This window comes from Rhodococcus sp. P-2, assembly GCF_016598535.1.
Taxonomy (GTDB): domain Bacteria; phylum Actinomycetota; class Actinomycetes; order Mycobacteriales; family Mycobacteriaceae; genus Rhodococcus_F; species Rhodococcus_F baikonurensis.
The window spans coordinates 2249905-2262585 of record NZ_CP066779.1 but is presented as its reverse complement, the minus strand read 5'-3'; the positions used below and the strand labels follow the sequence as shown (position 1 = coordinate 2262585).

The 12681-nt window shown below is 61.8% G+C and carries 10 protein-coding genes and 1 pseudogene; 8 read left to right on the top strand and 3 right to left on the bottom strand.

Annotation, left to right across the window (positions count from 1 at the left end; genetic code table 11):
* Nucleotides 1–35: 35 nt before the first annotated feature.
* Both I7X09_RS10705 and I7X09_RS10700 read left to right on the top strand, forming a co-directional pair.
* Entirely contained in the window at nt 36–1724 is a 1689-nt protein-coding gene (locus I7X09_RS10705; protein ID WP_200316726.1) for an alkaline phosphatase D family protein, read from the top strand.
* The gene (locus I7X09_RS10700; protein WP_095968510.1) at nt 1721–2995 is read left to right on the top strand and encodes an alkaline phosphatase family protein; all 1275 of its coding nucleotides are present in this window, start codon (nt 1721–1723) and stop codon (nt 2993–2995) included. Before I7X09_RS10705 ends, I7X09_RS10700 begins: the two co-directional genes overlap by 4 nt.
* Here the strand turns inward: I7X09_RS10700 and I7X09_RS10695 are convergent.
* The gene (locus tag I7X09_RS10695) at nt 2992–3549 is read right to left on the bottom strand and encodes a TIGR03086 family metal-binding protein (protein WP_200316724.1); all 558 of its coding nucleotides are present in this window, start codon (nt 3547–3549) and stop codon (nt 2992–2994) included. The genes I7X09_RS10700 and I7X09_RS10695 overlap by 4 nt on opposite strands.
* 101 nt (nt 3550–3650) lie before the next feature.
* Here I7X09_RS10695 and I7X09_RS10690 point away from each other — a divergent pair, with 101 nt between their 5' ends.
* The 6 genes and pseudogenes from I7X09_RS10690 to I7X09_RS10665 all read left to right on the top strand — a co-directional run bounded on the left by I7X09_RS10690 (nt 3651) and on the right by I7X09_RS10665 (nt 10036).
* The gene (locus I7X09_RS10690; RefSeq protein WP_095968850.1) at nt 3651–4646 is read left to right on the top strand and encodes an aldo/keto reductase; all 996 of its coding nucleotides are present in this window, start codon (nt 3651–3653) and stop codon (nt 4644–4646) included.
* Nucleotides 4647–4691: 45 nt separating this feature from the next.
* Nucleotides 4692–5963, top strand: coding sequence for an MFS transporter (locus I7X09_RS10685; RefSeq protein WP_124567801.1), 1272 nt, complete (start codon nt 4692–4694; stop codon nt 5961–5963).
* 70 nt (nt 5964–6033) lie between these two features.
* Nucleotides 6034–6462: a DUF6325 family protein gene (locus tag I7X09_RS10680; RefSeq protein WP_200316722.1), complete on the top strand. Its 429-nt coding sequence runs from the start codon at nt 6034–6036 to the stop codon at nt 6460–6462.
* A gap of 24 nt (nt 6463–6486) precedes the next feature.
* Nucleotides 6487–6810, top strand: coding sequence for an SHOCT domain-containing protein (locus I7X09_RS10675; protein WP_095968513.1), 324 nt, complete (start codon nt 6487–6489; stop codon nt 6808–6810).
* Between the two features lie 68 nt (nt 6811–6878).
* The gene (locus I7X09_RS10670) at nt 6879–8786 is read left to right on the top strand and encodes an alkyl/aryl-sulfatase (protein WP_200316720.1); all 1908 of its coding nucleotides are present in this window, start codon (nt 6879–6881) and stop codon (nt 8784–8786) included.
* A gap of 114 nt (nt 8787–8900) precedes the next feature.
* Nucleotides 8901–10036 (top strand): annotated as a pseudogene (locus I7X09_RS10665) (DUF222 domain-containing protein).
* Between the two features lie 71 nt (nt 10037–10107).
* Here the strand turns inward: I7X09_RS10665 and I7X09_RS10660 are convergent.
* Both I7X09_RS10660 and I7X09_RS10655 read right to left on the bottom strand, forming a co-directional pair.
* On the bottom strand, nt 10108–11103 hold the full coding sequence (locus I7X09_RS10660) for an endonuclease/exonuclease/phosphatase family protein (RefSeq protein WP_200316718.1): 996 nt from the start codon (nt 11101–11103) through the stop codon (nt 10108–10110).
* 67 nt (nt 11104–11170) lie between these two features.
* Nucleotides 11171–12592, bottom strand: a complete 1422-nt coding sequence (locus I7X09_RS10655) for a short-chain fatty acyl-CoA regulator family protein (RefSeq protein ID WP_200316716.1) — start codon at nt 12590–12592, stop codon at nt 11171–11173.
* Nucleotides 12593–12681: the final 89 nt, after the last annotated feature.

Here is a 12681-nt window from a genome sequence, read left to right as displayed (position 1 = left end):
TTGAACGGCTGTTCAGGTGCGGGTTCACTCCTAGCGTGCACACGAATGCCTTCGATCGAATATCCAGACGTGGCCTGCTGCAGGGATCGGCGGCACTCGCCGGCGCAGTAGGCCTCGGTGTCGCTTCGGCGAGCCACGCCGGTGCCGAGGTTCCGGGTGGCAGCCCGGGCTTCGCGCACGGGGTGGCATCCGGTGACCCGTTGCCGGATGCGGTGATCATCTGGACCCGCATCACCCCGACGGCAGAGGCGACGCCCGGTTCCGGCGTCGGGCCGGCGGTGACGCTCAACTGGCAGGTCGCGACCGATGAGGGGTTCGCGAGCGTCGTGGCGTCCGGAAGTGTTGCTGCTTCGGCAGATTCCGATCACACCGCGAAGGTCGACGTCACCGGACTCGATCCGTCGACGACGTACTGGTACCGATTCGTTGCGGGTTCGGCCGTTTCTCCGGTGGGCCGCACCAGTACGGCTCCGTCGAACTCTGCGGATCTCGATCGGCTTCGCTTCGGCGTCGTGTCCTGCTCCAACTGGGAGGCGGGGTATTTCGGTGCCTATCGTCACCTCGCGTTCCGCGAAGACCTCGATGCGATCATCCATCTCGGTGACTACATCTACGAGTACGGGCAGGGGGAGTACGGCGCGAGAAACGGATCCGTTCGCCTTCACGAGCCGGCCCACGAGATCATCTCGCTGGCCGACTATCGAATTCGGCACGCGCAGTACAAGACCGATCCGGATCTGGCAGCCCTTCACCTGAAGTTGCCGTTCATCGCCACATGGGACGACCACGAATCGGCCGACAATGCGTACCGGGACGGCGCCGAAAACCACACGCCCGGCGTCGAAGGCGACTGGGCAGATCGAAAGGCGAACTCGGCCAAGGCATATTTCGAGTGGATGCCCGTCCGGCCGTCGGGTAGTGGTTCGAGCGTTCAGCTGTATCGACGGTTCCGTTTCGGGAATCTGGCCGAGATCTCGATGCTCGATCTGCGTACCTACCGCGACGAGCAACCGACCATGAAGCAGGTCGACGATCCGTCGCGCTCCATTACCGGACGCGCACAGATGGATTGGTTGACCAACGGAATCGTCACCTCCCCGACGCAGTGGAAAATCGTCGGCAATCCGGTCATGATCACGCCGTGCGTGTTCCCGCCGCTGGAGCCGGCGACCACCGCGGCGTTGACCGAACTGGTGGGAGTGCCGCAGGCCGGTGTCCCGTACAACACGGATCAGTGGGACGGGTACACCGCCGACCGCACCAGGCTTTTCGACGCGATCACCTCGAACGGTGTGGACAACACCGTTTTCATCACCGGTGACATCCACACGTCGTGGGCTTGCGACCTACCGACCAACGCCGCCGACTATCCGGGTGGGCCGACCGTCGGCGCCGAGTTCGTCGTCCCGTCGGTGACCTCGCCCAACATCGACGACATGCTGAAAGTGCCGCCGCGCACGGTAACCGTTGCGGCAGAAGAGGCATTCAAGGCCGTGAACCGACATGTGCGGTACGTCGAACTGGATTCGCACGGCTACGGCGTATTCGAAATCGCCCGCGAAGGTACTCAGATGGACTGGTACTACGTCGACGATCTCACCAATCCGCAGAGCAATGCGCACTACGCCGTGAGCTACCGTCTACCGGCAGGCGCGGGCAGTAGAGTCTCACCCACCTCGGCCGCCCTCGATCAGGCCTCGTACCGACCAGGAGTCGACCAGTGAGTATCGAAGTTTCGCGTCGTAGCGTTCTGATCGGTGGAAGTGTTGTCGCCGGAACGGCTTTGCTCGGAACGCCGGCTCGTGCGAGTGTTCCCACCAGCGCCGGAATCCCAGACCTGGACGTGCATGTCATCGTCGTCGACGGCATGCGTCCGGACGAATTGCGATCGGAGCTCACCCCGACGCTGACCGGGCTTGCGGTCGGCGGTATTCACTACCCGGACGCCAGCGCCATCCCGATCGCGGAGACGCTGCCGAACCACACCGCGATGATGACGGGAGTGCTGCCGGCGCGTTCGGGCGTACCCGCCAACTCCGTCTACGATCCGTCCATCGACAAGAAGCGTGACCTCGATCGGCCTTCCGACCTGCAGACGTCGACGGTTCTGGATCGGGTGCGCACCGAACTCGGATTGACCACTGCAAGTGTGCTGTCGAAGCACTACCTGCACGGGCTGTTCGGTAACCGCGCTTCGTTGGTGTGGGATCCGCAGCCACTCGTTCCCGGCACCGAGCACGCGCCGGACAACTTCACGATCGATGCGCTGATCCGGATCGTCGGGGGGAACTCTCCGCGACTGTCGTTCACCAACCTCGGTGACGTCGATCGGGTCGGGCACCTGGATCTGTCCGGTCCGTCCATTCGTATCGCACGTACAGCCGCACTTCAGAACACCGACAACCAGGTTCGCCGCTTCGTCGACTTCCTTCATGACACCGGTCGTTGGAATCGGAGCATTCTGATCGTGTTGGCCGACCACTCGATGGACTGGTCGGAACCCGCGCGGCTCATCGGCTTGGATCGACCGCTGAACGCGGATCCGTTGCTGGCAGGCAAGATTCGGATCGCCCAGAACGGCGGCGCAGATCTGATCTACTTCGTCGGGCCGGACGGCGAACGGGCCGAAGCCGTCAGCCGGATTCAACAGATCGTGGAGGGTGTCGACGGCGTCGAATCCAGTCACCTCCCGGCCGAATTCGATCTCGGCACCAATGCCGGTGACGTCGTTGCGTTTTGCGCTCAGGGCTGGCGGTTCAGTGATCCGACTCCGCTGTCCAATCCGATTCCCGGCAACCACGGCCACTTCGTGACGTTGCCCATTCCGTTCTTTCTCAGCGGCGGGCATCCCGCTCTCGACGGTGGACGGAAGATCGACACGCAGGCTCGCACGATCGACGTCGCGCCGACGGTTGCGGCTCTGCTCGGCCTCGGTGCACCTGCCGGTGGTTGGGACGGCGTCGCTCGCACGACGGGTGTGTCGCTGAACGTCTAGCGAGGATCGCGACCGGTCAGGGCAATCAGCTTGTCCTGCAACGACGCATCGTCAGGGAGGTCGACGGGAGCGGAGAAGAGTCCGCTCTCGGCGAGCATGTCGCGCTGCCCGTCGAGGTCGGACCAGACGGCCTCGACGAGGTCCGGATCGAGCCGCTCGTCTGCTCCGACCGCTCGCGCGAGGTCCCAGGTGTGGATCGTGACGTCCGAAGTCTGCTGGCGCAGATACGGTTCCACCTTCACCGTGCCGTACGAGAGGTGAACGTGGGCGCTGAGGTCCGTCGATTTCCACGCCTCGATGGCGGCATCGGAATACTTCTGCCATTCGGTCCACAGGTCGTCCCCGACGGGAACGATGTCCGGTGTCGCCTCGCCGACCGTCAGTCCGGCCAGGAGCGGCGGTACCCACTGCTGCTCCTCGATGACGTGGCGGACGAGGTGTTCGACGTGCCAGTCGGAGTCAGGCGTGGGTGCGTTCCAGTCCTCGACTGCGGCGAGTCGTGAACCGAATTCGCGGTGGGCGGTGAGCACGAGTTCGAGCCAATCGAATGCCATCACTCGAGGGTAACCCGATCAGCGTGACGTTAATCGGTGCGTCAGGCTTCGATTCGGTGAAGACTGTCGAGGTTGTCGCTTACTCGAATCGAGGAGATTTCATGACCGTCCCCACCGTCACCCTGGCTGAAGGACTCACCGTCAGTGCTCAGGGATACGGCGCGATGTCCGTCGCCCCGGTCTACGGCCCGGTGGACCCGGCCGAGGCGCTTGCCACGCTGCACCATGCGGTGGACATCGGGATCACATTCATCGACACCGCCAACGTGTACGGCGAGGGCGCGAGTGAGCGTGCTGTGGGGGAGCTTCTCAAGGACCGCCGAGGCGAAGTGCAGCTGGCGACGAAGTTCGGTCTTGTCGGCAACATCGCCAACGGTCAGCGCGGGATCAACGGAGACCCGGCGTACGTACCGCAGGCACTCGACGAGTCTCTGGGACGACTCGGCGTCGATCATGTTGATCTCTACTACTTGCACCGGGTCGACCCGAACGTCCCGATCGAAGACACCGTCGGCGCGATCGCAGAGCAGGTGAAGGCGGGCAAGGTCCGCAACATCGGCCTGTCCGAGGCGACCGGTGACGAACTGCGTCGTGCGTACGGGGTGCATCCGATCGCGGCGATCCAGTCGGAATGGAGTATCTGGAGTCGGGACGTCGAGAACAAGGTAGTACCCACCGCCGCTGAACTCGGAGTCGGATTCGTGCCCTTCTCGCCGGTCGGTCGAGGCTTCCTGGCGGGATCGTTCGATGCGGCGACGCTCGGTGACAACGACCTGCGCCGACGCTTCCCCCGCTTCTCGGACTCCGCGCTCCCTGCCAATCAGAAGGTTCTCGACGTGGTCCGCGCCGTCGGCGACGAGCTCGGCGCGACGCCTGCACAGGTTTCCCTGGCATGGCTCGATGCCAAGGGCCGTCAGTACGGGTTGCCTTCCGTGTCGATTCCCGGCACTCGGTTCGCTGCACGAGTCACCGAGAACGCCGGAGCGTTGGACATCGTTCTGAGCGAAGACCAGATCGCTCGCCTCGACTCCCTCGCCGCGATCACCGAAGGCTTCCGGTCGGCTGATCTGAATTGGGTGTCTCAGGGCCGCGAATAATCATGTCCTGAGCCTTGCGAAAGACAGGAGTAACATACAGACCCGATGAAAAAAGTGTGGTTGGTCTGGGGTGTCGGTGTTTTTGCCTACGTGATCGCCGTGCTTCACCGCACTTCGTTCGGTGTCTCGGGTCTGTCTGCTGCTGATCGGTTCTCGATATCACCCAGCGTTCTGTCGAGCTTCGTCGTACTGCAGATCGTCGTGTACGCCGGTATGCAGATTCCGGCGGGAGTCCTCCTCGACCGCTACGGTTCGCGGATCATGATCGCAGTCGGTGCGTTCATCATGATGTCCGCGCAGTTGGCCCTCGCCTTCACCGAATCGCTGCCCGTCGCGATCGGTGCACGTATTGCCGTCGGCGCCGGCGACGCTCTCACCTTCATCTCGGTGCTGCGGTTGGTACCACAGTGGTTCCCGCCCCGGCAGGTGCCGTTGGTCTCGCAGTTCACGGGCATCCTCGGTCAGCTGGGCCAGGTGATGTCCGCGCTCCCGTTCATGTTGCTGTTGTCCGGTCCGGGCTGGACTTTCGCCTACGGCAGCGCTGCCGCCGTCGGACTGTTGGCGTTTGCTCTGGCGCTGAGTGTCATCCGCGACGCGCCTCCCGGTGCCGACGTGGTGGCCGTGCCTGCCGGTGCCAAGGAGATCGGGCGACAGATCAAGACGGTGTGGATGCGACCCGGCACCCGACTCGGGTTCTTCAGTCACATGGGGACGCAGTTCTCGATCACGACGTTCGCACTGCTGTGGGGTGTGCCGTATCTGAAATCGGCTCAGGGTCTCGATTCCGCGACCGTCGGCTCGCTGCTGACGCTGTCGGTCATCTCGGCAATCGTGGCCGGCCCGATCCTCGGCATTCTCACCGGTCGCTATCCCATGCGGCGATCGTGGTTGGTTCTCACCATCATGGTGGCCAGCGCGCTCATGTGGACGATCGTGCTTTCGCGCAGCGAACCGTCTCCGCTCTGGTTGTTGACGATCCTGGTGGTTGTGATCTCGGTGGGTGGGCCGGGTTCGGTGATCGGCTTCGACTACGCGCGCACATCCAATCCGAGTTCGGCGATGGGAACCGCCCAGGGCATGGTCAACATCGGCGGATTCCTCGCATCCCTCATCGTGATTCAAGTGATGGGCGTGATCCTCGGACACATGGGTGGGTACACGTTCGACGGATTCCGCGTCGCCTGGATGGTGCAATATCCGGTCTGGGTTCTCGGCATCATCGGCGTACTCGTCACCCGGGGCAAAGCCCGGCGCGCCCTCGCGGCAGAAGGCGTACATGTACGCCCGATCCGCGAAGTCATTCGTCGCAACAAATAACTCGATCGCCTCGGGTAATTCATCCCCTGCGGGTGAGGTCACTGCGCGCCAGAGCTACCAGGCTTGATGGATGAACGACACAATGAACATCGGACCGGTCGAGCTCGTGGTGCTGGCATTCCCAGGTTCAACTGTGGATCCTGAAGCTGTCGCCGCGCTGCAGAACGTGGTGGAACGAGGTTTTGTCACCCTGTTCGACCTCGTGTACATCGCCAAGGACGCCAACGGACAGGTGTCGCAGATCGACGTCGACGAAGATCTCACCGACATCGGACTGGCGATTCTCTCCATCGAAGCCAAGGCATTGATCAGTGACGAGGACCTGGACGTGGTCCGTGAGTCACTCGAACCAGGAACGTCCGCCGCAGTCATCGTCTACGAGCAGACGTGGGCGCGTGAGCTCGCGACGACGGTTCGCGGTGGCGGCGGCGATGTAGTCCTTCACGTTCAGATACCGCGCGAGGTAGTCGTCGCAGCGGTAGAAGCAGCATTTCAGTAGCGACAATTACCCAAGGAGTTCGGCATGGTTTTTCGAGGTGGACGCAGAGGGCGGCCCGGATTGCTCGGCACGGTGGCACGCACTGCGGTAGTGGCTGGAACCGCAAAAGCGACGTCCAACGCCATGGATCGACGGAGTCAACGGAAGGCCTCCGAGCAGCAGCAGGAATATCAGCAGGAGTACCAGCAGCAACAAGCGCCGCCGGCGCAGGTCGCTCCCGTGCAGTCCGTTCCCCCTTCGGGTGCTGACGATCTGGTCTCCAAGCTGCAGGAGCTGGGGCAGCTTCATCAGTCCGGCGTGTTGACCGACGCGGAGTTCGCGGCGGCAAAATCGCAGCTGTTGAGCTAGTCCCCGCTGATTATTGGAGTCCTGAACGGGTTTACCACACTGGACAATTGAAGATGAAAGGCTGATCTATGATCGATCCACGCGCAGCATCGGCCGCAGTCGAAGCGGCGAACGCCCGAGTCGCCGAGACCCTGCCGTTCTCCGACAAGACCGATTTCACCGATGCCGAGCGAGGGTTCATCGGCGCGCTCGATCCCGGCGTGGTATCCGGTCCGGACGGAAAAGTGCTGTGGGACAACGACTCTTACTCATTCCTGGATGAGGAGTGCCCGCCGACCGTCAATCCGAGCTTGTGGCGTCAGTCGAGGTTGGTCGCCAAGCAGGGACTCTTTGCGGTGACGGATTCGATCTATCAGATTCGCGGCCTCGATCTGTCGAACATGACGTTGATCGAGGGGGAGAGCGGGATCATCGTCGTCGATCCACTGATTTCTCGGGAAACCGCGGCCGCTGGTCTCGCGTTGTATCGGGAGCATCGTGGTGATCGACCGGTCGTCGCGGTGATCTACACGCATTCGCATATCGACCATTTCGGTGGGGTCAAAGGGGTGACCACCGACGACGATGTCGCTGCCGGGCGATGCGTAATCGTCGCCCCCACTGGACTCGTGGAGCATGCCGTCGAGGAAAACGTCTATGCGGGAACGGCAATGGCTCGACGTGCGGCCTATATGTACGGGGCTGCATTGCCCCGAGGTCCTCGCGGTGCCGTCGGAGCCGGGTTGGGGCAGACCACCTCAACCGGGACGCCGACGCTCATTTCGCCGACGGTGTCGATCTCGACGACAGGTCACACGGAGACGATCGACGGCGTTCGGATCGAGTTCCAGATGACGCCCGGAACCGAGGCCCCGTCCGAGATGAACTTCTACTTCCCGGACTTGCGCGCGCTGTGTATGGCGGAGAACGCAACTCATACTCTCCACAACCTGCTCACGCTACGGGGTGCCCTGGTACGAGATCCTCACGTCTGGTCTGCGTACCTGACCGAATCGATCAATCGTTACGCCTCACGATCCGACGTTCTGTTTGCCTCCCACCACTGGCCGACGTGGGGGACCGAACGGCTCACCGAGTTCATGTCATTGCAGCGCGATCTCTACGGGTACCTTCACGATCAGACACTTCGTCGAATCAATCAGGGGTGGACCGGTCTCGAGATCGCCGAATCGATCGAACTGCCACCTGCATTGGCACAGGCGTGGCACACGCACGGGTACTACGGTTCCGTCAGTCACAACGTCAAGGCCATCTACCAGCGCTACATGGGCTGGTTCGACGGTAACCCTGCGCATCTGTGGGAGCATCCACCCGTCGAATCGGCCAAACGTCACGTGGAGTTCATGGGCGGATCGGCAGAGGTGCTCCGAAAAGCTCGGGAATCATACGAGAGCGGAGACTTTCGGTGGGTCGCGCAGGTGGTGAACTACGTCATCTTTGCCGAACCGGACAACATCGAGGCCAAGACCCTGCAGGCCGATACCTTCGAGCAGCTCGGGTACGGCGCAGAGAACGGCACCTGGCGAAACTTCTACCTCACCGGTGCATACGAACTGCGCAACGGTTCGGTGGGTACGCCCACAGTTGCTGCAGCTCCTGATATCACCGCAGCGTTGTCGGTGAAGCAGGTGTTCGACGCTGTGTCGCTCCGCGTGGACGGAGTGAGTGCAGCGAATTCCCACATCGTCATCGACTGGAACATCACCGACGAAAACATCGTGCACCGAACGGAACTGAGCAACGGCGTGCTGATCCACTTCGACGTGGAAGGTGGGTCTGCAGATGCTGGGTCTGTGGACGCGACGTTCAGTGTGAGTCGTCTCGGCTTACTCGGTGTGCTGCTCGGTGGTGCGGACCTGGGCGCCGAGATTGCGAACGGCAGTATCTCGGTTGCCGGCGACCCGGCGAAACTCGCAGAACTTGCGGGGCACCTTGACGAGCCTGATCCGAACTTTGCGATAGTCACGCCGACCTAGCGGCGTGAGACAGTTCAATGATGATGTATTTCAACGAGTCTCGAGTTCTGGGCGCTCCTGAAGTTGTCCGTTATGTTTCTGGCTATCGAAAGTGTGTTCGATTACGCTTTCGGTATGGACAGTCGGGATGCGTGGCAGCTGGATGGTGAGGACCTCGAGGGTGAGGTTCTGGATCTGGTGCGTGTCCGTCGCGAGTTGCAGTCGCGGATGGTGTTGCTGATCGTGGAGATGTTTTCCCGGGATGTTCTTGGCGGGAGGGGTTTTCGGGCGATCGCGCAGTGGTTGCATGGTTCGACGAATCTGGAGATCGGGGAGTGCAGTCTGTTGGTCGGGTTGGCGCGGTTGTTGATGCTCGAACCTGTGGTGGGCGATGCGTTTCATCGTGCCGATGTGGACAAGGCTCGCAGGATTCTGCTTGATCTGGCGTCGAAGAACATCGCGGATTGTGATGCGGTGCGGGCTGCGATTCGGCGGATCGAGAAGCAGTACGGCACACGTGAGGACGGGGTCCCGGTCGGGGAAGACTCTGAGCGCAACGAGTTTTACGCCTCGAAAGGCTTGTATGGGCGGGTCACGGTGAAGGGTGATTTGGATGCGGTGAACGGGGCCCGTCTGATCACGTTGTTGTCGAGCCTGTCGGTTCCGACGCCGGAGAAGGACGGTGTCAAGGACACCCGTACGCCGGCATTACGGCGCGCGGACGGGTTCTGTGAACTACTGCGGCGGTATGAGCGGGCGGGGTTGGGTCCGATCGAGGGTGGGGTGAAACCGCACATCACCGTGACTGCGTCGGCGAAGGACATGACCGACTTCAAAGCATTGAAAGATCTCCTGCCGTCGACTCAGGAATTCGGGTTTGCGTGGATGGATTGGGTGGGTCCGATCAGTATCGACACGGCCCGGATGCTGGCGTGCGACTGCACGGTCACGCGGATCTTGTTGGATGAGAATGGTGTTCCGCTCGACTGCGGTAAGGAAGCGAGAACTGCGACGGTGCCGCAAAGGCGGGCGTTGGCCGTCCGGGATGGTAGGTGTGCGTTTCCAGGGTATGGGACTCCGTCGGGGTGGTGCGATGCTCACCATATTGTTCATTGGAACGATGGTGGCCCAACAGATCTCGATAATCTGATCTTGTAGTGTGGACATCATCATCGGACGTTGCACCACACGGAGTGACGTTTAATCCGCCGATGTCGATCGATCCGTATCAGCACCCGATCGGCGGGAACAGCCCATCCACAGCGGCGTGAACCGCGACAACTGAAGACGTGAGCACCGGGGCATAACCATGCCCCCGGTGCGTGCTCAATCCAGTATTTACTCAAGACAACGTGATGTCGGCGATCAGTCCGTGATGATCGGATCCCTTGATCTCGATCCGTTCGAGGGACGTCGCCACAGCGCCTTTGGTGATGATGTGGTCGATACCGACCATCGCCGGATACGACTTGTCGGTCGGGTAGGTCGGGATCAGACCGGAACCCAATTGATCGGCGGCGCTGGTATATCCGTTTCTGAGGAGATTCCGAAACTGCTTGTTCGAGTACGACGCATTGAAATCGCCGCTGACTATCACATTGTCCATCCCGGCGGCTTCGTCCATGTAAGACCCAAGCCTTTGCTGCTCGGCCGCCCACACCGAAGCCAGCGAGATGTACGCCGGTGCCGGATGCACGGCGAACAATGTGACTGGTCGCGCCAAGCCGACATTCAGCTCTGCCGAGAGCGTTTCGGGTGAGAACCCGTCGAGGCTACGTGGATTGGAGAGAGGAAAGCGACTGTAGATTCCGGCCCCGCCACCGCCGTCGGCGTAGGGGACCAGGAACTGGTGGCTCAAAACCTCTTCGAGCCCGGCGGCTTCGAGCGCGTCGACTTCCTGGTACGTCAATTCCTGGACCGTCACCACGTCGACGTTGCTTTCGCGGACCATCGCTACAAGCGACTCCGGATCCGCTGTACCGATCATCAAGTTGGCCTGCATCATCCGAATCGACGGGCCGTTCGCAGACGTCGACTCGCCAGTTCCGCTGATGTACAGCGGGCTCACGGACCATCCGAACAGTGCAAGGACGACAAGGGATGCGGCGCATACGATCCACTGACGCCCGATACCCGAGACGACGGCACCGATCAGCGGAGCAATCATCAACAAGGGTGCCACTGAAGCCAGAACGATCACGATGTTGTGATCGACGTCCAGCTGAGTTGCGATCAAGGCAACCACACCAGTCACGATTCCGGCCACGCCGACCACGGCCGAAAGGCGGCGAAGAACCAGTCGACGAGGGGGCACGGTATCGGGGTGCATGACGTCCATGGAAGCAGAAGAGCGTCGTAGCGCAGAGGAACCGCAGGTGGAGTCGGTGCGCCCTATTGTTTGCGTCCTATTGTTGCGGATACGGCAGATGGCTGCTGCTGTTCTCACTGACGGAGATCGAGCGGCCGAGTTGGGGGAAGGCGCGTTGAGAGCACGCTGGTCTGTCACAGACTTTGCACCCCGCGCCGATCGGCACGATGGTCGCGGGGTCGTCGGTCTGGATTCCGTGGGAGTAGACCATGCGATCGGCGTAGCCGATGTCGCAACCGAGTCCGACGGCGAAGTTCCGCTCGGGCGCGAGGTATCCGAGTCCGCCGCTGTGGGTGGTGCGCGCCACCCACAGGTACGTCCGGCCGTCAGGCATCTTCGCGACCTGGGTGAGGATGCGTCCAGGGCTCGCGAATGCCTCGTGGATGACCCACAGTGGGCAACTGCCGCCGACTCTGGAGAAGTGAAAAGCGGTAGCAGACTGACGCTTCGAGATGTTTCCGGCGCGATCGGTTCGGACGAAGAAGAAGGGGATGCCGCGTTGGCCATGACGCTGGAGAGTGGACAGCCGGTGACAAACTGTTTCGAAGCCGACCTCGAATTTGAGGCTGAGCAGATCGATGTCGTACCGCAGAGCCTCGGCCGATTCCAGGAATTGGGTGTACGGGAGTAGCAGTGCGCCGGCGAAGTAGTGCGCGAGTCCGATTCGAGCCAGTGCCGCGGACTCGGCACTCAACGATTCGTCCTCGGCGACAAGGGAATCGATCGCGTCGGCCTGTGTGAAGAAGGCCAACTGCATCGCGATCTGGAATGCGCGTTGGCCTGCCGACAGACGCCGCGCCAGGGTCAGGATCGACTTCTCCGGATCGTAGAAGCGCTTGGGCCCGAGCTTGTCTGGTTCGTCCGTGCGGATCGTCACGGTGACGCCGTGCTGATCGCGAAGCAGTCGTGCCAGCTGCAGATCCACTGCTCCCACGGACAACCCGTTGTCCACGAACATCCGCTCGGCAGCGTCGTCGAGAACGGCGATGTGGTTCTTTCGGTCGTAGAAGAAGTCCCGAACTTCTTCGTAAGGCATGGGTACCAGCGACACGTCAGATGCTGCCTCGCCGGACAATTGCGTCGAGAACTGGTCCAATTGCTCTGTTGCGGCGTGAAGGCGGCGGTGCAACATCACGAGGGTGCGTCCGACCGCCGGCATTCGGGCCACCAATTCGTCCACCTCTGCCAGCGATACGTCCCCGGATTCCGAGGTTTCGGCCAAGGCGTGATGAACGTCCGCAACGAGTCGTGCGTCGGAATCGGAAGCGAAGAATTGCACGTCGAGATCGAACTCGGCGTTGAGCTTGAGAAGGACGGGGACCGTCAGCGGTCGTTGATCGTTCTCGAGCTGATTGACATAACTGGGGGAGAGTTCGAGCGCCTTCGCCAGTGCGGACTGTGACAGGTTTCGTTCTTCCCGCAGTCGTCGCAGCCGCGCTCCCGCGTACATCTTCTTCATCGAATCTCCTCGGTGCCGATCGCGTTCACCCTACCGAGAAGCCATTCGCAACATTCGCAACATTGCAGGATTGTTATTGCACAAATAGG

Bases quoted from the DNA above. Each gene is read 5' to 3' on its own strand.
- I7X09_RS10695 (WP_200316724.1), bottom strand. From the start codon at position 3,549: ATGGCATTCGATTGGCTCGAACTCGTGCTCACCGCCCACCGCGAATTC.
- I7X09_RS10690 (WP_095968850.1), top strand. From the start codon at position 3,651: ATGACCGTCCCCACCGTCACCCTGGCTGAAGGACTCACCGTCAGTGCT.
- I7X09_RS10685 (WP_124567801.1), top strand. From the start codon at position 4,692: ATGAAAAAAGTGTGGTTGGTCTGGGGTGTCGGTGTTTTTGCCTACGTG.
- I7X09_RS10680 (WP_200316722.1), top strand. From the start codon at position 6,034: ATGAACGACACAATGAACATCGGACCGGTCGAGCTCGTGGTGCTGGCA.
- I7X09_RS10675 (WP_095968513.1), top strand. From the start codon at position 6,487: ATGGTTTTTCGAGGTGGACGCAGAGGGCGGCCCGGATTGCTCGGCACG.
- I7X09_RS10670 (WP_200316720.1), top strand. From the start codon at position 6,879: ATGATCGATCCACGCGCAGCATCGGCCGCAGTCGAAGCGGCGAACGCC.
- I7X09_RS10660 (WP_200316718.1), bottom strand. From the start codon at position 11,103: ATGGACGTCATGCACCCCGATACCGTGCCCCCTCGTCGACTGGTTCTT.
- I7X09_RS10655 (WP_200316716.1), bottom strand. From the start codon at position 12,592: ATGAAGAAGATGTACGCGGGAGCGCGGCTGCGACGACTGCGGGAAGAA.